At 63.0% G+C, this 20,754-nt stretch carries 17 protein-coding genes; 14 read left to right on the top strand and 3 right to left on the bottom strand.

The features are described 5' to 3' along the window. Positions 1-112 precede the first annotated feature (112 nt). The 6 genes from C1924_RS18775 to C1924_RS18750 all read left to right on the top strand — a co-directional run bounded on the left by C1924_RS18775 (position 113) and on the right by C1924_RS18750 (position 7,995). Entirely contained in the window at positions 113-1,327 is a 1,215-nt protein-coding gene (locus C1924_RS18775; RefSeq protein ID WP_108766663.1) for an MFS transporter, read from the top strand. 10 nt (positions 1,328-1,337) lie between these two features. Next, positions 1,338-2,321, top strand: a complete 984-nt coding sequence (locus C1924_RS18770; protein ID WP_108767120.1) for an alpha/beta hydrolase — start codon at positions 1,338-1,340, stop codon at positions 2,319-2,321. 11 nt (positions 2,322-2,332) lie between these two features. After that, positions 2,333-3,631, top strand: a complete 1,299-nt coding sequence (locus C1924_RS18765) for an alpha/beta fold hydrolase (protein ID WP_108766662.1) — start codon at positions 2,333-2,335, stop codon at positions 3,629-3,631. Between the two features lie 75 nt (positions 3,632-3,706). Further along, positions 3,707-4,063: an antibiotic biosynthesis monooxygenase family protein gene (locus tag C1924_RS18760; RefSeq protein WP_108766661.1), complete on the top strand. Its 357-nt coding sequence runs from the start codon at positions 3,707-3,709 to the stop codon at positions 4,061-4,063. A 266-nt stretch (positions 4,064-4,329) separates the two neighbouring features. Continuing rightward, a complete protein-coding gene (locus C1924_RS18755) occupies positions 4,330-7,284 on the top strand; it encodes a sensor histidine kinase (RefSeq protein WP_159094840.1) in 2,955 nt (984 codons plus the stop codon). An 87-nt stretch (positions 7,285-7,371) separates the two neighbouring features. Next, positions 7,372-7,995 (top strand): response regulator transcription factor, encoded by a 624-nt coding sequence (locus C1924_RS18750; protein WP_108766659.1) that lies wholly within the window; start codon positions 7,372-7,374, stop codon positions 7,993-7,995. 688 nt (positions 7,996-8,683) lie between these two features. Here C1924_RS18750 and C1924_RS18745 read toward each other — a convergent pair. The 3 genes from C1924_RS18745 to C1924_RS18735 all read right to left on the bottom strand — a co-directional run bounded on the left by C1924_RS18745 (position 8,684) and on the right by C1924_RS18735 (position 12,849). Next, positions 8,684-9,082 (bottom strand): hypothetical protein, encoded by a 399-nt coding sequence (locus C1924_RS18745; protein ID WP_108766658.1) that lies wholly within the window; start codon positions 9,080-9,082, stop codon positions 8,684-8,686. An 85-nt stretch (positions 9,083-9,167) separates the two neighbouring features. Next, positions 9,168-9,818 (bottom strand): response regulator transcription factor, encoded by a 651-nt coding sequence (locus tag C1924_RS18740; protein ID WP_108766657.1) that lies wholly within the window; start codon positions 9,816-9,818, stop codon positions 9,168-9,170. Position 9,819: 1 nt separating this feature from the next. Further along, positions 9,820-12,849: a sensor histidine kinase gene (locus tag C1924_RS18735; protein ID WP_108766656.1), complete on the bottom strand. Its 3,030-nt coding sequence runs from the start codon at positions 12,847-12,849 to the stop codon at positions 9,820-9,822. Positions 12,850-13,084: 235 nt separating this feature from the next. On the opposite strand from C1924_RS18735, the gene C1924_RS18730 reads away from it, so the two are divergent. From C1924_RS18730 to C1924_RS18695, 8 genes are all read left to right on the top strand, one after another. Further along, positions 13,085-13,408 (top strand): hypothetical protein, encoded by a 324-nt coding sequence (locus C1924_RS18730; RefSeq protein WP_343125670.1) that lies wholly within the window; start codon positions 13,085-13,087, stop codon positions 13,406-13,408. A 96-nt stretch (positions 13,409-13,504) separates the two neighbouring features. Further along, entirely contained in the window at positions 13,505-13,876 is a 372-nt protein-coding gene (locus C1924_RS18725; protein ID WP_108766654.1) for an AraC family transcriptional regulator, read from the top strand. Between the two features lie 20 nt (positions 13,877-13,896). Continuing rightward, entirely contained in the window at positions 13,897-14,553 is a 657-nt protein-coding gene (locus tag C1924_RS18720; protein ID WP_108766653.1) for a hydrolase, read from the top strand. Beyond that, positions 14,553-14,996, top strand: coding sequence for a DoxX family protein (locus tag C1924_RS18715; protein WP_108766652.1), 444 nt, complete (start codon positions 14,553-14,555; stop codon positions 14,994-14,996). Before C1924_RS18720 ends, C1924_RS18715 begins: the two co-directional genes overlap by 1 nt. Before the next feature lie 119 nt (positions 14,997-15,115). Next, positions 15,116-16,963, top strand: a complete 1,848-nt coding sequence (locus C1924_RS18710) for an amidohydrolase (RefSeq protein WP_174209000.1) — start codon at positions 15,116-15,118, stop codon at positions 16,961-16,963. Continuing rightward, positions 16,942-18,225 (top strand): alginate export family protein, encoded by a 1,284-nt coding sequence (locus C1924_RS18705; RefSeq protein WP_108766650.1) that lies wholly within the window; start codon positions 16,942-16,944, stop codon positions 18,223-18,225. The genes C1924_RS18710 and C1924_RS18705 overlap by 22 nt, the downstream gene beginning before the upstream one ends. Beyond that, the gene (locus tag C1924_RS18700; protein ID WP_108766649.1) at positions 18,219-19,865 is read left to right on the top strand and encodes an MFS transporter; all 1,647 of its coding nucleotides are present in this window, start codon (positions 18,219-18,221) and stop codon (positions 19,863-19,865) included. The genes C1924_RS18705 and C1924_RS18700 overlap by 7 nt, the downstream gene beginning before the upstream one ends. A gap of 71 nt (positions 19,866-19,936) precedes the next feature. Continuing rightward, a complete protein-coding gene (locus C1924_RS18695; RefSeq protein ID WP_108766648.1) occupies positions 19,937-20,698 on the top strand; it encodes a malate:quinone oxidoreductase in 762 nt (253 codons plus the stop codon). The last annotated feature ends 56 nt before the right edge of the window (positions 20,699-20,754 follow it).

Raw genomic sequence — 20,754 nt, 5'->3', positions numbered from 1 at the left:
GCAATTCCTTCCTGTTTCCCGCCGCGTCGCCGTCTTTACAGTCGATCTCCATAGCGCAGAAACGCTGCTCACTTGAGAGCAGGAGGCGCATCTCGAACCAAGGGCATTGGGCATGACCCAGATCAACACGCAAGCGAGTGATGCAACTGCAAGAGCTCGGGATAACTGGCTTGCGGTGACGATGATTGCCTTGGGCACACTGAGCTTGGTAACCCTTGAGTTTTTGCCGATTGGCCTACTGACTCAGATTGCTGGCGATTTTGGCGCATCGCTCGGTGCGGCAGGGTGGACGGTCACGCTGCCGGGACTGGTTGCCGCAGTCGTCAGTCCTGTGTTTGCTGTCTCCGTAGGACATGTATCAAGACGAACGCTCATTCCGGCCATGACGGTCCTGATGTGCCTTTCAGCGCTAGGGATGGCGCTGGCGGACTCGCTGTCTTTGGCGTTGGTGTCGCGGCTGTTGCTTGGGGTGGCGGTGGGGGGAGTCTGGACATTCGCGGCATCGACTGCGGTAAGTGTGGTGCGCGGAGAGCGTGCCGGTGTCGCGATCGCCATCGTCGCGGGGGGCATTTCGATTGGGACGGTGCTCGGCGTGCCAATAGGAACCTTGATTGGCCAGGCACTGGGTTGGCGGTCCGCTTTCGTTGCTTCAGCCTGTGCATCTGCTGCTGTCGCGGCACTGCAGTGGTGGTCCATCCCCAGTCGCACGCTTACTGGCGCTGTAGGTTGGAACAATCTTGCGGCGTTGTTCCGGATGCCCGGGGCGCGTCAGGCGCTAGCGGTCGCTGGGCTGCTCGCCTGCACGCATTTCATGGCTTACACCTTCATGGCGCCTATGCTGCAAGGCGCCGCACACCTATCCGACAAAGCGTTCTCCGCCACGTTTGCGGCTTATGGCGTTGCTGGAATGGTCGGGGTGGCAATTGCGGGAAGGCGGGCAACGCAATCGCCACGAAAATTTGCCCTGCTTGCAGCGCTGATTGTGGGCACAAGTCTCCTGTGCATTGCACTGTTCGCCACGAACGCCTGGTTGGTGATGGCGCTTGTATCCCTTTGGGGCTTGGCGTTCGGAGCAATTCCGGTATCGCTTCAGATCTGGCTTCAGCGCGCAGCGCCCGATCAGTTCGAGGCGGGATCTTCGGTGATGGTGTCCATCTTCCAGGTCTTTCTTGCAACTGGCTCAGCGCTCGGTGGAGTGCTGACCAACTACGGTGGCGTTCGGCTGGCGTTCTTTGCTGCTGCGGGTTTGACGATCGTGCTTGTCACCATGTTCAAGTTTTCACAAAGCTCGTCCTGGCCGCTGAGCAGGCGCGAGCAATCCCTCTAGGAGAAGCATGATGAAGCGTGTGAAGCTGCCACTTTGCTGGGTGGGCATGGCCCTGTGTGCCTCACTGTGGGCGAGCGGGGCATTTGCGGCCGAAGATCGGCATTACACCAATGCCGATCTTCTGAAGGAGCTCCCCGGGTTTGAGGACCGCTCCGCAAAAGTCGATGGGATCCAGTTGCACTATGTGGAAGGGGGCAAGGGCGATCTTGTTGTCCTGTTGCCCGGTTGGCCTGAGACGTGGTGGGAATGGCACAAGATGATGCCCGAGCTGGCAGAACGCCACCGTGTAGTGTCTGTGGATCTGCGCGGCATGGGGGAGTCGAGCCGGCCGGAGGGCGGGTATGACAAGAAGACGATGGCCAAAGATATTGCGGGCCTGGTCCGGCATCTTGGCTACAAGAAGGCAAGTGTCATCGGGCACGACATTGGGTCGATGGTGGCCTTCGCGTTCGCGGCCAACTATCCGGAGTTGACTGACAAGGTTGTCATGATGGATGTGGCGCACCCCGATGCCAGCTTGGCCAAATGGCCGCTACTGCCGCCGGCGGGCACCTTTGGTGACCGCATCGATGATGATCATCCTTACCCGTGGTGGTTCGCCTTTCATCAGGTCAAGGGATTGCCAGAGAAGTTGCTGGAGGGACGCATCAATATCGAGCAGGAGTGGTTCTTCCACTACTTGGTGAAGAACGATGCGGCTATCGATAGCAGAGATCGCGCCGTATATGCCGATGCCTATATGACTGCTGACGCCATCAGGGCGGGAGATGCGTGGTATCAGGCATTTCCGCAGGACATCCTGGATGGAGAGTCGTATGCGCCAGTTGCCGCCCCAATCCTTGCCTTGGGCGGGCCTGGCTACGGCTGGCTCAAAGACACGCTGGGCCGTCATGCGACCAACGCCGAAGTCGTGAAGGTCGAAGGAAGTGGCCACTTCATCCCTGAAGAAAAGCCTGCTGAAGCGCTCGCCAGAATCGCGGCCTTCTTGTACTGATAGGAACGATCATGAACTTTGCCAATGATGTATCACGTCGCGACTTCCTGAAGCTTGGAGCTGGCACTGCTGCTCTGGCGCTTCCCGCTGCTTCCATCGGCGCAAGTGCGCACGGTCTGTTCGAGCGAGGCGGCGCCCGGTCCTCCTCTGATCTACCGCCCACGACGGAGGCAATTACTCCGTTCCTGGTCAATGTGCCTGAGCAGGAGATTCGGGAACTGCGGAACCGACTGAAGCAAACGCGTTGGCCGGATGCTGGAACCGTGTCTGATTGGAGCCAAGGTGTTCCGATGGAAAAGGCGAGGCGTCTGGTCATGCATTGGGCGAACGAGCATGACTGGCGAAAGTTCGAGCGCAGGATCAACGCGTTCCCACAATTCAGGACCCGCATCGACGGGTTGGGCATCCATTTCATCCACGCAAAGTCCAAGCACGCCAATGCGCTGCCAATCATCCTCACTCACGGGTGGCCTGGCTCCGTCGTTGAATTTCTGGAGGTGATTGAGCGCCTGACGAACCCTACCGCGTTTGGGGGCACGGCAGAGGAGGCATTCGATGTCGTGGTGCCCTCTCAGCCTGGCTTCGGCTTCTCTGACAAGCCAACTGAACAGGGCTGGGATGTGATGCGCACCGCCAAGGCCTGGGCGACCCTCATGCAGCGGCTGGGCTACACGAAGTGGGTTGCCCAGGGAGGGGACTGGGGCTCTGGTGTTACGCATGCGTTGGGCCACTTGAAGCCGCAGGGTCTTGTGGCTGCGCACGTCAACTGGCCACTGGTATTCCCCGACAAGCTCCCTGACAACCCGACGCCCGAAGAAAAGCGGGCAATCGAAGCTGCCGGAAAGTTTGCGCGCGAAGAGTCCGGCTATTTCCTGGAACAAGCAACAAAGCCGCAGACGATCGGCTACAGCTTGGCCGACTCGCCGGTTGGTCAGGCTTGCTGGATCTATGAAAAATTCCAGGCCTGGACCGACAATCATGGCAATCCCGAGGATGCGTTGCCCATCGACGCGATGCTCGACAACATCTCGCTTTACTGGTTCACCAATACATCGGCTTCAAGCGCACGCATCTACTGGCAGAACTCGCGCAATGGGCCCACTGGGTTCACTGCAGGACGCATCGATCTGCCCATGGGAGCGACGATATTCCCCAAAGAAATCTATCGGGCGCCTAAAGCATGGGCCGAGGCGGCCTGGCCAAATCTGTTCTATTGGAACGAAGTCGAACACGGTGGGCACTTCGCCGCTTTTGAGCAGCCGCAGATTTTCTCCGAGGAGATGCGCAAGGCGTTCAAGGTATGGCGCTAGCCCGGGAGATTGAACGCAGGGACGCGCGTGGTGCGAGTTGAATCATATTTTTCCTTTAGAGACGGAGTGCAGCGAATGAGTGACCATGACAAGACCAGGCCCACCCGAGTGGTTGTGAGCGCCTATTATCGAGTTGCGCCAGAGGATCGTCTGACTTTCATTGAGGCGGTAAAGCCGGATATGGAAGCTGCCAAGAAGATTCCCGGCTGCATCTTCTACGCCTTTGCTGCGGATATTACCGATGAGAACGCATTCCATCTGGTCGAAGGATACGAGAGCCTGGAGGCTTACGAAGCTCATGAGAATGGGGAAGCCTTTCTCAAAGCGCTCGCGACCGTTGTCAAGAATGTCCAGATCCTGCATCGAGAGGGCGTTCGCTACGACGTAGCTGCCATGCATATCGATGATCCTCGTGGCAGGGTCATGGACTAGGGCGGTGTCAGCATAGGGCCCAGGACGCCGGTCCAGGACGAGCAGGCAAACGGCGGCGCGAAGACGTTGGGGGCGAACAGTTCAAGGCGTGGTCTCCCCCTTCAGATGGCGCCTCCATCCCGTCGATTACTATACTGGCGCGATAGAGGGGACCGCTGAAGCGGACCTGCGGGACGCCTGTCGACATTGGAGCAAAGCGGGGATTCATGCGGCTTACTTTGGGCTTTCAGCAGGCAAAGTCATTCAAGCCGTTATGGCTTGACAGGGTGCTTTTGTTCCTTGCGCTTCTGCTCAGCCTCCCGGCGTTTGCACAGACCCAGTACACCACCACACAGTGGAGCGCGCGCGAAGGAGCGCCCACGGATGTGCGTGCGCTTGCCCAGACCCCTGATGGGTTTCTCTGGCTGGGCACCAGCACGGGTCTCTATCGCTTCGACGGTCTTCAGTTCACGCGTATCGAGCCGCCCCTTTTTCCCAAGCTGCCCAATTCGATCAGGGCGTTGGTCGTTGACGCAAAGGGGGCGCTCTGGATTGGTGCAGGTCATTCGGTCACCCTCTTCAAGGACGGCCGTATCGGGAAAACGGTCAACCTGCCCGAAGGTACCGGGGACGTCTTGTGCTTGAGTATCGGCCATGACGGGAGAGTACGCATCCTGACCAATTCGACCCTGCTCGCACTGGAGCCAGATGGCCCGAAGGTCGAGCTGAGAAATCAGGGTGTGTTCAATGGAGCTTTGTTCTTCGATGCGCTCTTTGCCCGTGATGGCAGCTTGTGGTTGGCGACCAACGAAGGGGTGTTCCGCCAGCAGGCGCCAAGGCTTCCATTTGAGCTCGTTGCGAAGGGCGCTGGATACGGCAAGCTGGCTGAGGATGCATCCGGGGCTATCTGGTTTCACGATGTCTATTTCGGTCTGAGGCAGTTCCAGGCCAGCCAGGAAGCTTTGCATTGGGACACCTACAAGGGGGGGACGATCCTCGCTACGCCTGACGGAAGAGTGTTCTTCAATAGCGCGCGTGGGGTCTTTTCCGCGCAGGTCCCGCATCCGATGTCATCGGAAGGTCGTCCCCTGCTTGGGGAAACCGCGGTGAAAGACACTGAATCGTTCGCGTCTCTTTGTATGCTGATCGACAGCGAGGGCAACATCTGGGCCGGAAGCTATGGAGGCATAGCCCGGTTCCGGCCCAATCGCGTAAGCGCATCTGCCTATCCAGGGAACACGGGCGGGATCGCTGCTCGAACCGGTGGCGGCATCTACATGATTGGATATGGTCGGGGCTTGTTCTCTGTTGGGCCGAAGAATCAGCATCTCGAACAAGCCGGCTCTCGGCTGACCTACATCTATCGTGATCGAAGCGGGATCACGTGGATTGGTGGCTGGGACCGGGAGGAGCTCCTACGCGTAGAGAATGACGTGGTGACCAAGTTGCCCCTGCCGCCGATGAGGAGCGGGACGTTCATCGAGGCAATCGGTGTTGATGGTGGTGGTGCACCTTGGTTTGCGTCTCAACACGTTGGCGTATTCAAATGGGACGGACGCCAGTGGATTGATCGGGGAGGCTTTAACCAGTTGCCCAATATGGTGACCGCGTTTGCAACCGATGAGCGGGGCGATCTCTGGCTTGGAAGCCCTGATGATCAACTTTTCCGCATTCACGGCAGCCACCTTGAGAAGTTCACATCTCACGATGGGCTCAGCATCGGTACGATCAAGAACATCGCTGTGGGGCAAGGGAAAGTGGTGTTGGCAGGAGGCGACGGGATCGCCATCAGGACGCCTGGGGGTTTTCGCTCGCTTCTCCCGCGAGAAGGCCAGTTTGTCGGCGTGAGCGGACTGGTCATGACCGCGGGCGGAGAATTGTGGGTCAGTCAGATAGATGGCTTGGTGCGCGTGTCTGCTGATGAGTTGGAACACGCGGTCATAGACCCGGACTATCGAGTGCGCAGTGAGAGTTTCGACTATCGCGATGGGTTGGACGGAGGCGCCTCTCAGACTCCTCCGCTGCCCTCTGTGGCCCAGGCAGACGATGGGCGGATCTGGGTGGCCACAAACAGTCTTGCCAGCATTGATCCAGCGGCGATCAGCCGCAACAAACGCGCACCACAGGTTCAGATTCAGACGCTGAAAGCTGGCGGGGAAGTCCGCTCGGCGCGGCCTCGTATCACGCTTCCGACAGGAGAGCGTGAGGTGGTCTTTTCATTCACGGCTCCGGTGCTGACAGACGCTGTGAAAGCAAGGTTTCGCTATCGACTCGTGGGATTTCAGGATGCTTGGCGAGAGACTGGGCTCAATCGGGAAGCGAGCTATACCAATCTGTCTCCGGGACAGTATGACTTCGAGGTGATGGCGGCGAACAACGATGGCGTGTGGAGCACATCTGTAGATCGCGTTCATCTCGTAGTCCCTGCCTACTTCTACGAGACACTGTGGTTCCGACTGGTAGTGGCCTTGTCCTTGGTGCTGGTTATCTACTATTTGCTTCGCCTCCATACCGCGCGCACTTCCCAGCGCGTCCGTGATCGTCTTCAGGCTCAAGCGCTGGAGCGCGAACAGATCGCGCGCGATCTGCATGACACATTGCTTCAGGGCGTTCAAGGATTGATCCTGCAGCTGCAGGTGATCATGGACAATCTGCCGGATTCAACCAGAGGCCAGTCTTCGATTTCCGCCGCGCTCTACCAGGCAGAAGAGCTCATGAAAGAAGGGCGAGCGAGGGTTGGCGAGTTGCGTCCGGGGCAGGATGACACCGATCTGGCCGGCTATCTCAACTCGGTTGCAGAAGCATTCCGGGATGGCACGGGTCCTGTGCTTGAAATCCTGCAGGGTGACGAGACGCTTCAGTTGACGCCGATGGTGAATGCGGAGGTACGGCGCATCATCAGCGAGGCGCTGATCAATGCGTTGCGCCACGCAAATTCCACGCGAATTGAACTCAGCTTCCGAAGAACGGGTAGGGACTTCTGTGTGGAAGTTCGCGATGATGGGCATGGCATAGAGCCGGAAATCCTGCAGGCTGGCGGTCGGCCTGGCCACTGGGGATTAGCGGGAATGCGTGAGCGTGCGCAGCGTCTGGGGGGCACCCTCCACATCGCGAGTCGCCTGGAGCTGGGCACGCGCATTGAGCTTCATATTCCAGCTGGCGTGGCCTTCGGAAAGAGGCGGAAGGCCCCGGGTCGTTGGCGAAGCGCCCTGGCAAGGCGCTTCGGCGCCAAAAGGGGCTGATGCGCGCGTTGATGGGTCTAGAAGGGGGGAATGGCTGCGTGTAATCTGAACAGGTCCCCCGACCCTTGTTGATCTGGCTTAATCCGCATGGATGAGAACATTCGCGTCCTGATCATTGATGATCATCCTTTGATGCGGGATGGCATCCGTACGCTGCTGTCACAAGAACAGGGCATGGTCGTCGTAGGTGAGGCGGGGGATGGGATTGAGGGGCTGGAGGCGCTCAAGCGTTTCCACCCCAATGTGGTGTTGGTCGATTTCCAGATGCCGGTCATGAATGGCGCGGAGTTCTGTCGGGCGGCCAGAGAATTGGATCCTGCTGTCGCCTTGATCATGCTGACGACCTATCGCGGGGATGTTCAGGTCATGCAGGCCTTCTCTTCGGGTGTGCGGGGTTACATCCTCAAAGACATGTTGAAGGCGGACCTGGTCAGCACGATCAAGACAGTCCATCAAGGAAAGCGCGTCGTTGCGCCCGACCTGGCGTTGGAGCTGGCCACGCATATCCACGATCAGCGACTCTCCAAACGCGAAATCGAGATTCTTCGCATGGTTGCGGATGGAAATTCAAACAAGGAGATTGCTCGCCACTGTGGGCTGACCGAGACAACGGTGAAATCCCATATGAAGAGCATCATGTCCAAGCTTGGGGCCAAGGACAGAACACATGCAGTCACTATTGCGGTGAAGCGAGGAATTTTTCTTCTTTGAATGAATCTGTCTGTTTTCAGCATGTGGCTGAGTCAGGCTGGATAAGAGTCAGGGAGATTTGTCGGCGATAGGGAAAGGCCGCTTCCGGCCGGGCGCAGATCAGACGAAGCTTTGGCTGGAAAATCAGGTTCTGCTCCCGCATTGCGTTCTCTGCTCCCATTCATCAAGGTCCGGGGGAATTGGGCGTACATGGCGTTTGGGGCGATGCGCTGGGTCTGGATGCGATTGCGGATCTTCGTTCGACTCCAGTCGGTTTGTCCGGAATCGGACACGGCATTCTGGAGTGTCCGCAGCTGAAGTCTTTGCTACATATCGAATCTGTAGTTGGCTTCCTGCTGGCACGATATATGGGCCATGACATGGCATGGACATCGTTGAATCACGCCAGCTTCCACGTTGGTGCCACCACACGCTGCACTGGATACTTCTTGCGGCCCCTCTCGACCCACACACACTTGGACAAAGGGCCACAAGGTGCCTGTCTGCCGTGGCGGGTCGAACTCAATCGAATACATCCAGGCCGCGTGCCATCAGTGCAACTTCGGGAAGAACGCGGGCACTCTCAAGGGCCAAGTGCTCGCCCCCTGACTGTTAGGCTTGAGACTCTTCTCGAAATGCTTGGTGTGGATACGGCCGTGAAAGAGCGTGCGTGGGTACTCAACGGCCGTTTGAGTTGATGCCGAGCAGCTCAACCCTCCCAAAGATGCCCAGACCGGAACGCATACAAAAACAACACAACATCCATCGGCAGGCACAACGCAGTATTCAGCAGGTACCCATACAGCCCCATCCGCCGGCCATGCTCCTTCTGCATCTGCGCTACATAACGCGGGCTCCATAGCAGACTGACCACCACCACCACGAATGCCGTCAACCACAGATAGCGTGGGCCGATGCCGTGCTGGGCAACCCACCCGAAGCACGCAACGAACATGGCGCTGCTGCAGAGCGCGGCAATCAGGCCCAACAGCGGTCGTTTCATTCCCTGGGCGCGGATGTCCTGCGGCAGCTCCCGCAGGCGGTGGAACAGCCCGTACAGATAGATGGCAAAGAACAGCGTTGCGTACACCGCCAGCGCAGCTTTCATCGAGCTCCTTCTCAACCGTTGCAGCGTCACTTCCCGTGTGCCGCAGCGTAGCACCCCACCCGCGCGCCGATGCAGCAGCGCAACCTCAACGCGGTTTGCCATCCTCATCATCGAGATGGATGATGCCGCGCTGCAGCGACAAGGTGACCGCATGTGTTCTGTCACGCGCGCCAAGCTTGGCCATGGCGTTCTTCATGTGTGCCTTCACGGTCTGCTCGGAAATGCCCAGCTGATCGCCGATGCGCTTGTTGGAATAGCCCGATGCAACCAGCATCAGTATCTCGATCTCGCGGGGCGACACCGCATCGAGGGTGACATGCGCGGCGATGTTGGTGGCAACTTCCACCGGCAACGGCACGCGCTTGCCGGAATGCACCAGGCGGATGGTCGAGAGCAGTTCGTGGCGCAGCATGTCCTTCAACAGATAGGCGCTGGCGCCCGCCTGCAGGGCTCTGACCGCCTTGGCGTCGCCGCTGTAAGTGGTCAGCACGATGATGCGGGCTTCGGGCGCGGTGGCGCGGATGCGGGCAATGGCCTCGATGCCATCCATGCGCGGCATCTGCAGGTCCATCAGCACAACATCCGGGCGGTGTTCCAGGTAGGCGCTGACCGCCTGCGCGCCATCGCCGGCCTCGGCCACCAGTTCCATGTCGGGGCTGCTCTGCAGCAGGGCCAGCAGGCCCTCGCGCAGCAGGGGATGGTCGTCGGCCACCAGGATGCGGATGGGGGTATTCATATCAACGTCTCCGCCGTGCCCGCAGGCGCCACCACGGCGTGGGCCTCTGGGTCTGCTGCAACTGATGGGTGGGAATGGACAGCGCGACTTCGGTGCCCAGGCCGGGGCGCGACCAGATCTCCAGCTGTGCGCCAAGGCGCAGGGCACGTTCGCGCATGCCCTGCAGGCCCCAATGCCCTTCCCGCACCCGGTCCGGTTCCATGCCTTGGCCATCGTCGCGCACATGCAGGCGGAACGTTGCGCCGTAGGCAATCTCGACCTCGATGGCGGACGCGCCCGAGTGCTCGACGGCGTTGCGGATGGCCTCGCGCCCGATCAGGTAGATCTCTTCCAGTGCGTCGGTGCGGATGCGGGTGGGCTCACCTTCCACGGTAACGCGCAGGCGACGGTCTTCCGGCTGCTCGTCCTCGCGGAAGACATCCGAGAAGGCCGCGACAAGATCCGTGCGGCGGTCGGCTTCCTGCCGCAGCGCGATGACGCGGTTGCGGCCCTCGCGCAGGCTGTCTTCTGCCGCCTGCATGGCCGACTCCAGACGTTCCTGCGCGCCGGGCGGCAGGGCGGGCATTACGCTGATCGCGTGCAGGCGCAGCAGAAGCCCTTGGCTGCCCTGCAGCAGCGTGTCGTGCAGGTCGCGCGCAATGCGCTCGCGTTCGTGCAGGCGTTCTTCGTACCGCGCTTTCACCAGCGCGGTGATGTTCCTGGCGCGCATGCGGGCCGCAGCGGCAATCAGCAGGATGATGGCAATGACCACCAGGCTGCGGAACCAGAAGGTCTGCGTGAGCAGCGGCTGGATGGTGAAACTGGCGCGGGTGGGGGCGGCGCCCCAGACGCCATCCTCGCTGGCGGCGATGACCTCGAAGGTGTACGTGCCCGGCGTGAGATTGGTGTAGTAGGCGGTGGTGGCGCTGCCTGCATCGCGCCAGCCCGCATCGACGCGGGAGAGTCTGTAGCGGTAGCGGTTCCGCTCCGGCCTGGCCAGCGACTGGGCGATGAAATCAATCTGCAGCTGGGTGATGCCGGCAGGCAGCGTGGTGCCATCGGTGAGCGGCACCTGCGTGTCGTCGTAGTGAATGTTGCCGATGCTGGTAACCGGTGCAAACCGGCTGCGGTTGGGCTTCAGGGTATCCAGCCACGCCAGGCCCTGGTTGGTGCCCAGCCAGAGCAGGCCATCGCTGGCCAGTTGTGCGGTGGGAAGCGGGCCACTCTGCAGGGCAACACCCGGCATGCCGTCGACATCATCGAACAGGCGCGGCGAGACGACGATGCCTTGGCTGGCGCTTTCGACGGAGGTAGACAGATCGAGCCGAACCAGCCCGCGTCCACCATTGAGCCAGAGCTGACGCGACTGATCGACCGCGATGCCGGTAATGCCTTCCAAGGCACCGGCAATGTCCGTGCTGACGTTGCCGAACGGCCCGCCACCTTGGCGGATGGCCAGGCCCTTCTCACCGGCTACGATGAGCAGATCGGCCTCTGCCAGGATCGCGGTGATCGGGCCGATGTGCAGCCCATCCGTCGGGCCCAGTGTCTGCAGGTGCTGGCCGTTGTAGAGCGCCAGTGCGCCATCGGTAAAGCCTGCAATCTGCCCGCCCTTTCCATCTGGCGCCAGTGCGCTGCAACCGTTGCGCTGCAGATCCACAGGGCTGCGCCACGCACCGTGGTGGTAGTGGTTCAGCAAAGTGCCCTGTACGCAGGCCCACGCTTCGTCGGCATTGGGAAAGTACAGGGCTTGTGGCGCCTGGCCCTTGTCCACACCGGGAAACGCGATGCGCTGCAGTTCCTGCCCGCGGCGCAGTGCAAGATTGGTCCATTCAAACTGCCACAGCGGCGTGCGGTCGGCCAGGGCAGCGGCCTGCAGCCCGGCACGTGGCAAGCCGAGCGTCTTCCGCTGCAGTGCATAGGGGATGGTGTCCTCTCCGAAGCCGAACACCTCGCCTGCGGCATTGCGGCTGATGACCCGGTAGGGATCGGTCGGACCCTCGGTGAGCGTGCGCACGCTCTGCGCCCGGAACCGGCTGAGGCCGAGGTTGGTGCCGATCCAGATGTTGCCCTCGCGATCCTCGAACACCGGCACTGCGGCGGGGGAGGTGAGGCCCTGGGCGACGTTGAAGGTTTCCACCGATACCGCGTTCTTGCCGGCGAACATCACCCGCGCCACACCGCCGTTGCCGTCGAGGCGGCGCATGGGGGCCCACAGGGCGCCATCGGCAGTGAAATGCAGGCGGCTGGCAAAGATGGTGGGCAGGCGACGTGCCTCGCGCTCGGCCTCGGGAAGCATGCCGTGGGCATCGGCGATCGGCATCGCGCCACGTCCACGGTCGGCCAGCCATATCTCGCCGGAAGGGCTTTCGGCCAGCGTGGACATCTGCGCAACACCAATGCCGGTGGCAATGAATTTCGCGCCGCCCTTGGGGATGTACCAGACCTGCTGGCCAACCAATGCCCAGAACGTGCCGCGGGAATCGTTGAACAGCCAATGGCCGCGTCGCTCGGGTACGCCCATCGAGGCCGGCAGTTTCTCCCAGCGGCCATTGCGGAAACGGCGCAGCCCTTGTTCCACGGCGGCCCACAGCACGCCCTGGTTGTCGTAGGCAAAGCTGGATACGGGGCCCGGCGGAACGCCTTCGCCACGCTGGTAGGTTGTCAGCGTTCTGCCCTGTTGCAGATGGGCGATGCCAGCATGGTAGTAGCCGATCCACAGGCTGCCGGGGCGATCGGCCAGCAGCTTGATCATGTTCAGCGAAGGCGCATCGGTGCCTGCCGCTGTTTCCTGGCGCTCGAAGCGCTGGCCATCAAAGGTGTACAGCCCGGAACCTGTCGCCAGCCAGAGCCTGCCGGCCTCGTCCTGCTGGATATCCCAGATGTCGCCGGGCGCGCCCTGGCCCGTGCGCCATGCGGTATGGCTGTAACCGGTGAAGCCCACATGGACCGGTGGGCTCTGCTGGGCGTGGCACAGGCTGGAAACGGCCAGCAGCGCACCCAGGCAGAGCCCCTGGAGCAAGCGGCTGGTGAACGCGGGGCAGAAATTCATGCGGGGATACTGCTGGTGGGGGCCAAACCCCACGAGGCGTGCAGCGGCCGGTCAGCAGGGTGTGCGGCGAGCTTAGCACCCTGCCAGATCGGGCGGGCATAACGAATTGGCAGTACGCCGGCAGGGCAGGGGCACGGGCCGTTTACTACCCGATCGGGGTAGGTGGGAAGTGATTGCATCGGCTACTAATGATGTCCGTAGCTCAGGGGGAGCCATCTTGCAGAGGCTGTACGTCATGTTCCCTGACAGGGCGCCGGGTTTCGGTCTGCTCTGGATGCGGCTGTGCCTGGCCGCGACGCTCTGCTGGTCGATCGGCAGCGATCCCTGGCACACCGGCGCATCGCTGGTCGCCTCCGTTCTGGTGGCGGCAGGCTGGCTGACCTTGCCCGCAGTGCTGCTGGCCACGGCCATCATGCTGTGGACCGGGCCGCTGACCGCACTGGCCGTGCTGCCGCTGGGCCTGCTGCTGCTGGGCCCCGGGGCGTATTCGCTGGATGCGTGCTCGTTCGGGCGTCGTGTGGTCGATCTGGTAGGTGCCAGCCGCAACCCCAGAGAGTAGTAACCCTAAAGAGTAGGTCGTTCACTCAACCAACAGGGCTACGTGTGAAGGCAGGGCGGCGGCAAGCTGTGCTGCCTTCCAAGGACCGTGCTGTCGATGGCCCACCCCTTGCCGCCCGATGACGTGCGCTTCCTGAAGCCTTCCAGCCGCAGTGCGGCATTGGACCGGGCCGTGCGCTACATCGCGTGCAACCTGGACAAGCCGGTGCGGATAGAGGACGTGGCCGCTGCCGCGTGCGTGAGCCGCTTCCATTTGGCGCGCCTGTTCCAGGCAGGCCTTGGCACCACCCCCACGCATTACATCCGCCGCGTGCGCATCGAGTTGGCCAGCCAGGAACTCCGCCAGCGCCGCCAGCCGATGGCACAGATCGCCGCGCAGTTCGGCTTCTTCGACCAGAGCCATTTCGTGCGGTGTTTCCGCCGGGAAATGGGCTGCACCCCCACGCGCTACACCGCACGAAGCACCTGATAACCCCAAAGGACATTGAAATGACCCACGCTACCGCTACCCCCGCCAAGGGCCTGCTGTCCCCGACCGACCATGCCCTGGTGCTGATCGACTTCCAGTCGCAGATGGCGTTTGCCACCCACACCATCGACATCTCCGCGCTGCGCAACAACGTCTCGCTGATCAGCAAGGGCGCCAAGGGCTTCAACGTGCCGGTGGTGCTGACCACCGTGGCCGAGGCTTCGTTCTCCGGCCCGATGTTTCCGGAACTGCCGCAGATCTTCCCCGGCCAGACCGTGTTCGACCGCACCTCGATGAACACCTGGGAAGACCAGCCGGTGATCGATGAGATCAACCGCATCGGCAAGCGTCGCCTGGTGCTGGCAGGCCTGTGGACCAGCGTGTGCATCGTCGGCCCGACCCTGTCGGCGCTGGAACAGGGCTTCGAGGTCTATGTGATCACCGATGCCTGCGGCGACGTGAGCGACGAAGCACACGAGCGTGCGATCACCCGCATGGTGCAGGCCGGTGCGCGCCCGATCACCAGCGTGCAGTACCTGCTGGAACTGCAGCGCGACTGGGCACGTGGCGAGACCTACGGCCTGACCACCGGCATCGCCCGTGACCATGCCGGCGGCTACGGCATCGGCATCCAGTACGCCAAGACCATGTTCGGCGCGCAGGAAGGCGGCCACTGATGAAGACGGCCGCAGAAGTGAACATTCGACATGATGCTGCAGTGCTCCTTCTGCGGCTTAGTGCGGGCGGCTTCCTGCTGCCGCACGGCCTGGGCAAGCTGTTTGGCTGGTTTGGCGGCCCGGGCCTGGGCGGCTTCGTGCAGGAGCTGGCGCAGTTCGGCCTGCCGGCCACCCCGGCCGTCGCCCTGGTGCTGGCCGTGGTGCAGAGCCTGTTCGGCCTGACCGTGCTGCTGGGCGCTTGGACCCGTATTTCGGCCGTCATTGCGGCGGGTTTCATCGCCACCACGGTGTGGATTGCCGTGCCGCACGGTTGGTTCTGGATGGGCACGGGCGTGGAATACCCGCTGATGTGGCTGGCCGCGCTGCTGTCGATCGCGCTGCTGGGCGGCGGCCGCTTTTCCGTTGATGGCCTGCGGGCCGCGAACCTGGAGGCGAAGGCATGAGTGACGAACCGATTCTTCCGTCGCGCCGCAACGTCATCGTTGGCGCGGGTGCTGCCCTGGCCATGGGCTTCGTCGGCCGCAGCGTTGCCAAGGTGCTTTCGCCCGAGCAGAGCAAGCGGATGAGCACGCTGGTGATCCGCAACGCGCGCATCACCACCCTCGACCCGGCCATGCCGCACGCAGAAGCGCTGGCCGTGCAGGATGGCCGGATCGTGGCCGTTGGCACCAATGAAGAGGTCATGCGCGGCTGGGCTGCCGAGGCGACCATTCTTGATGGCCAGGGGCGCCGGCTCATTCCCGGGCTCAATGACAGCCACACCCACCTGATCCGGGGTGGCCTGAACTACAACCTGGAACTGCGCTGGGACGGCCTGCGTTCGCTGGCCGATGCGATGGCCATGCTGAAGGCCCAGGTCGACCGTACCCCGGCACCGCAGTGGGTGCGCGTGGTGGGTGGCTTCACTGCAACGCAGTTCCAGGAAAAGCGCCTGCCGACCCTGCAGGAACTGAACGACATCGCGCCGGATACGCCGGTGTTCCTGCTGCATCTGTACGACCGTGCGCTGCTCAACCGCGCGGCCCTGCGTGCGGCGGGCTACACCAAGGACACGAAGGACCCGCCGGGTGGGCAGATCGTCCGCGATTCGCTGGGCAACCCGACCGGCCTGCTGCTGGCCAAGCCCAACGCGCTGATCCTGTACGCGACGCTGGCCAAGGGCCCGCGCCTGCCGATCGAATACCAGGCCAATTCCACCCGCCACTTCATGCGCGAGTTGAACCGCCTGGGCATCACTTCGGTGATCGATGCCGGTGGTGGTTTCCAGAATTATCCCGAGGATTACCAGGTCATCGAACAGCTGCATCGCGATGACCAGCTGACGGTGCGTATTGCCTACAACCTGTTCACCCAGAAGCAGGGCCAGGAAATGGCCGACTTCGAGCGCTGGACGGACATGCTGACGCCGCGCCAGGGTGATGACCTGCTGCGCCACAACGGTGCGGGCGAAATGCTGGTGTTTTCCGCGGCGGATTTCGAGCTGTTCAATGAGCCGCGCCCGGAACTGCCGCCGGAGCTGGAACCGGAACTGCATGACGTGGTGAAGCTGCTGGTGCAGAAGCGCTGGCCGTTCCGCATCCATGCCACCTACGATGAAAGCATCACGCGCATTCTGGATGTGTACGAGCAGGTCAACCGCGAGGTGCCGTTCGATGGGCTGCGCTGGTTCATCGACCATGCCGAGACCATCACCCCGCGCAACATCGAGCGCATCCGCGCGCTGGGCGGAGGCATTGCCGTGCAGCACCGCATGGCGTACCAGGGCGAGGCGTTCGTCGAGCGCTACGGCGTGCAGGCAGCGCGGCATACGCCGCCGGTCAAGCGCATGCTGTCCGAAGGCGTGCCGGTGGGCGCCGGCACCGATGCAACCCGCGTGGCCAGCTACAACCCATGGGTGGCGCTGTCGTGGCTGGTGACCGGGCGTACCGTCGGTGGCCTGGCCCTGTACGGCGAAGAGAACCTGCTGGAGCGTGAGCAGGCGCTGCGCCTGTGGACCCAGGGCAGTGCATGGTTCTCGGGTGATGAAGCCACCAAGGGCACGCTGAAGGTTGGCCAGCTGGCGGACTTCAGCATCCTGTCTTCGGACTTCTTCCGCGTTGACGACCACCAGATTGCCGATATCACCAGCCTGCTGACGGTGGTGGGCGGCAAGATCGTGCATTCGGATGGCGATTTCGAGGGGCTGGCCGCGCCGCTGCCGCCGGCGATGCCGGACTGGTCGCCGGTCAACAAGTTCGGTGGTTACCACGTGGGCGGCACTGCCACGGGTCTGGCCATGGCCCACCACCACCATCATGGCGCGCCCTGCGGTGCCCATGGCGCGCACGGACATGCCGCACTGCATGCCGCGCCGACCAACGAACTGACCTCGTTCTGGGGTGCAATGGGATGCTCATGCTTCGCGTTCTGACCCTGGCCCTGCTCGCAGCCCCGTCACTGGCGATGGCCTGTGACGGCGGCGCCTGCACCGGCATTGGCGATGGCCAGCTGCAGCTGGACGCGTCGTTGCGCCTGCGTGGCATGTACTACGACCCGACCCGGTTCGGCATCGGCGAGAGCGAAGATGGCTATGGGCTGCTGCGCGCCCTGGCATCGGCGCGGTACCGCCAGGACAACTGGCTGGCGATGGTGCAGCTGGGTGCACATGCCGAAGAGGGCAAGGCCGGTGGCCCGGGCAAGACCGATCGCGGCGCCCTGGATATCCAGCAGGCCTACTGGCGCTGGGAAAACAACGGCGTGCACGTGCAGCTGGGCCGGCAGGAAGCCGGCTACGGCAGCTCGCGCCTGCTGTCGGTGCGTGACGGGCCGAACATCCGCCTGGCGTTCGATGGTGCACGCGTTGGCTGGACCGGCCGCCTCGGCAAGCTGGACCTGATGGCTCTGCGCGCGGTCGAGAACCGCCCGGGCGCCTTTGATGACCGTGGCGAGCATGGCGCGCACCTGTGGGGTGCGTATGCCACCACCGCCGCCGGCCATGGGCCGGGCCAGTGGGATCTGTACCTGCTGGACTACCGCAGGGAAGCCGGCCGCTTTGCCGCGGGCAGTGGCATCGAGCGGCGGCAGACCGTGGGAACGCGCTGGTTCGGCCGCCACGGCGGTCTGGACTGGAATACCGAACTGGTGGCCCAGGGCGGTGAACTGCGTACGGCGGGCGCCGACCTGGACATCCGTGCCTGGACGGTGGCGACGGACACGGGCTGGCAGTGGCAGGATGTACCGCTGAAGCCGCGGCTGGGTGCCAAGGCGGACATCGCCAGTGGCGATGGCAACCTGCACGATGGTCGCTTGGGCACGTTCAATGCGTTGTACCCGAAGTCGGCCTACTTCAGTGAAGCCAGCCTGTTGGCACCGGCCAACCTGATGGACATCCAGCCGACGCTGACCCTGCATGTGCATGAGAAGGTGACCACGGAACTGGGCGTGCAGATGGCCTGGAAGCACCGCCGCGCCGATGCGGTCTACACCACGCCGTCGCCGCTGGTGGCGCTGCCGGGTACGGCAGGCGGTCCCCGTCGCATTGGCAATCAATACAAATCCGAAACGCGCTGGCAGCCCAGCGAACATTGGCAATGGCAGCTGCAGGTGGCCTGGTTGGATGCGGGCCCTGCCATCAGGCAGGCCGGTGGCCAGGACACGCTGTTCGCATCAATCGTTGGAGCATGGCAATGGTGAACGCAAGCGCGTCACAACCCCCCGCACAGGCCGCTGGTGCCTGGTCCCCATTGAAGATCGGCATGTTCCGGTCGCTGTGGCTGGCCATCCTGGCCAGCAACATCGGCACCTGGGTGAATGATGTGGCCGCGGCCTGGGTGATGGCCGAGCGCACCGGTTCGCCGCTGATGGTGGCGCTGGTGCAGTCCGCCACCACCGTGCCGATCGTGCTGCTGGCACTGGCCGCTGGCACGCTGGCCGACATTGTCGACCGCCGCAAGTACCTGCTGTACACCCAGGGCTGGATGCTGCTGGTGGCACTGGTCATGGCCGTGCTGACCCACCTGCAGATGCTGACGCCGGAACTGCTGGTGCTGCTGACCTTCTGCATGGGCTGTGGTGCAGCCATGGCGATGCCGGCACAGGCCGCCATCGTTTCGGAACTGGTGCCGCAGCCGATGCTGGCGTCTGCCGTGGCGCTCAACTCGATCGGCATCAACATCGCCCGCTCGATCGGCCCGGCCATCGGCGGCGTCATCGTGTCCCAGCTGGGCGCCATGTATGCCTTCGCCTTCAACGCCATCACCTTCGCGGCCATGCTGGTGGTGGTGTGGGCCTGGAAGCGCGACGCAACGGCCTCGAGCCTGCCGCCGGAAGGCTTCGGGGCCGGGCTGAAGGCAGGCATCCGCTACGCCACGAAGGCCGGCAAGCTGCAGGCGGTGCTGATCAAGTCGGTCGGCTTCTTCTTCTTTGCCGCTGCCGCAAACGCGCTGCTGCCGGTGGTGGTCCGCGGGCAGATGCACGGCGGGGCAGGGCAGTACGGCATGCTGCTGGGCTGCATCGGCATTGGTGCGGTGGGCGGGGCGCTGCTGCTGCCAAAGCTGCGTGCCAGGCTTGACCGCGACCTGCTGGTGCTGCTGGCCACGCTCGCGCTGGCGGGAAGCCTGGTGGGCCTGGCACTGCTGCGCAGCTGGTACCTGCTGCCGCCGGTGATGATGATCAACGGCTTCGCCTGGATCACCGTGCTGTCCTCGCTGCAGATCGCGGCCCAGACCTCGGTACCGGCCTGGGTGCGTGCACGCGCCCTGGCGCTGTACATCATGATCTTCTCGCTGGGCATGGCCGCTGGTGGCCTGAGCTGGGGTGCGTTGGCACAGCGGACCTCGCCGGAACTGGCGCTGCTGGTGGCCGCCATCGGTGCGGTCGTCGGTGGCCTGCTGGTGTGGCGTGTCCGCATCGCCGGCACCGAGGAACTGAACCTGCGTCCGGCGGGGCACTGGCCTGCGCCGGAGCTGTCGGTGGCGGTGGCGCATGATCGTGGCCCGGTGCTGGTGACGGTGGAGTACCGCATTGACGATGCGGATCGTGCGGCGTTCCACACGCACATGCACCAGCTCGGCATCATCCGGCGGCGTGATGGCGCCGTGGTGTGGGGTGTTGTAGAAGATGTGGCCAGCCCCGGCATCCATCTGGAGTACTTCGTCACTGCGTCCTGGCTGGAGCATCTGCGCCAGCACGAGCGCATCACGGCCGATGACAAGCAGATCCAGGAGGCACTGAGGGCGCTGCATCGCGGCGAGCGCTCGCCCGTGGTTCGGCACTTCGTGGGGGGCGACGACGCACCTGTAACCCCACCCGCACACCACCATCAGGACATCTGACAGCGCCGCTGTCCGCACTGATGAGCAGCAACGCAGGGCGCCCCATGGGCGCCCTGCGCACATAAGCATTTCTGGAACCGTCCGATGCAGCACCTGGCACCGATGAAAACCGCGGCACTGCTGTACGTGGTGGACGAGGCATCTGGCTGCGGTGTGATGTGGACGGCCTGGCCAGCCAGCACCACGCCAAGGTCTATGGAAAGGCGGCAAGCGGATCGCCACCGATGTCCGTGCCCCATCTGGACACGCGCATCATCGATGGGCGGCGTTCGTTGCTGTTCGGGCCCTATGCCGGGTTCTCCACGCGCTTCCTGAAACACGGCTCGTTGGGCGATCTCTTCGAGTCGATCAGGGCGGGCAACCTCATTCCGTTGCTGGACGTGGCCAAGGACAACATCGCGCTGGAAGAGTATCTGCTGGCCGAAGTGTTCCAGACCCATCGTGCGCAGTTTGAAGCGCTGGAGGCCTTCTTCCCCCAGGCGCAGTCAAAGGACTGGAAGGTACAAGTGGCCGGGCAGCGCGTGCAGATCATCAAGCCCAACAGTGGAGACTACGGAGGCAGCCTCAAGTTCGGCACCGAACTGGTGGTGTGCGAGGACCGTTCCCTGGCCGCGCTGCTGGGCGCATCACCCGGCGCGTCGACGGCTGCCTCCGTGGCCCTGGATATGGTGAAGACCTGCTTCGCGGACCGCCTGACGGAGTCGCGGTGGCTGCCGAAGCTTCGCCAGGTGTTCCCCACCTATGGAATCGACCTCGCGGTGGATGAGGCGGCGTGTCTGGCCAGTCGCGCGCGCACGGCCGCGGTGCTTGGCATCGTCGACATCAACCGCTGAGCGCGCGTGGTCTATCTCTGCCGGTGACACCTACCAACGTATGAGCCGGGGAGACC

It is taken from the genome of Stenotrophomonas sp. ESTM1D_MKCIP4_1, from assembly GCF_003086895.1.
In the GTDB taxonomy this organism is placed as follows: domain Bacteria; phylum Pseudomonadota; class Gammaproteobacteria; order Xanthomonadales; family Xanthomonadaceae; genus Stenotrophomonas.
This window is presented reverse-complemented; position numbering and strand designations above follow the sequence as displayed.

What these genes read in the sequence shown, in the direction of transcription:
- C1924_RS18775 (WP_108766663.1), top strand. Translation starts at nt 113, where the DNA reads ATGACCCAGATCAACACGCAAGCGAGTGATGCAACTGCAAGAGCTCGG.
- C1924_RS18770 (WP_108767120.1), top strand. Translation starts at nt 1,338, where the DNA reads ATGAAGCGTGTGAAGCTGCCACTTTGCTGGGTGGGCATGGCCCTGTGT.
- C1924_RS18765 (WP_108766662.1), top strand. Translation starts at nt 2,333, where the DNA reads ATGAACTTTGCCAATGATGTATCACGTCGCGACTTCCTGAAGCTTGGA.
- C1924_RS18760 (WP_108766661.1), top strand. Translation starts at nt 3,707, where the DNA reads ATGAGTGACCATGACAAGACCAGGCCCACCCGAGTGGTTGTGAGCGCC.
- C1924_RS18750 (WP_108766659.1), top strand. Translation starts at nt 7,372, where the DNA reads ATGGATGAGAACATTCGCGTCCTGATCATTGATGATCATCCTTTGATG.
- C1924_RS18745 (WP_108766658.1), bottom strand. Translation starts at nt 9,082, where the DNA reads ATGAAAGCTGCGCTGGCGGTGTACGCAACGCTGTTCTTTGCCATCTAT.
- C1924_RS18740 (WP_108766657.1), bottom strand. Translation starts at nt 9,818, where the DNA reads ATGAATACCCCCATCCGCATCCTGGTGGCCGACGACCATCCCCTGCTG.
- C1924_RS18735 (WP_108766656.1), bottom strand. Translation starts at nt 12,849, where the DNA reads ATGAATTTCTGCCCCGCGTTCACCAGCCGCTTGCTCCAGGGGCTCTGC.
- C1924_RS18730 (WP_343125670.1), top strand. Translation starts at nt 13,085, where the DNA reads ATGTTCCCTGACAGGGCGCCGGGTTTCGGTCTGCTCTGGATGCGGCTG.
- C1924_RS18725 (WP_108766654.1), top strand. Translation starts at nt 13,505, where the DNA reads ATGGCCCACCCCTTGCCGCCCGATGACGTGCGCTTCCTGAAGCCTTCC.
- C1924_RS18720 (WP_108766653.1), top strand. Translation starts at nt 13,897, where the DNA reads ATGACCCACGCTACCGCTACCCCCGCCAAGGGCCTGCTGTCCCCGACC.
- C1924_RS18715 (WP_108766652.1), top strand. Translation starts at nt 14,553, where the DNA reads ATGAAGACGGCCGCAGAAGTGAACATTCGACATGATGCTGCAGTGCTC.
- C1924_RS18710 (WP_174209000.1), top strand. Translation starts at nt 15,116, where the DNA reads ATGAGCACGCTGGTGATCCGCAACGCGCGCATCACCACCCTCGACCCG.
- C1924_RS18705 (WP_108766650.1), top strand. Translation starts at nt 16,942, where the DNA reads ATGCTCATGCTTCGCGTTCTGACCCTGGCCCTGCTCGCAGCCCCGTCA.
- C1924_RS18700 (WP_108766649.1), top strand. Translation starts at nt 18,219, where the DNA reads ATGGTGAACGCAAGCGCGTCACAACCCCCCGCACAGGCCGCTGGTGCC.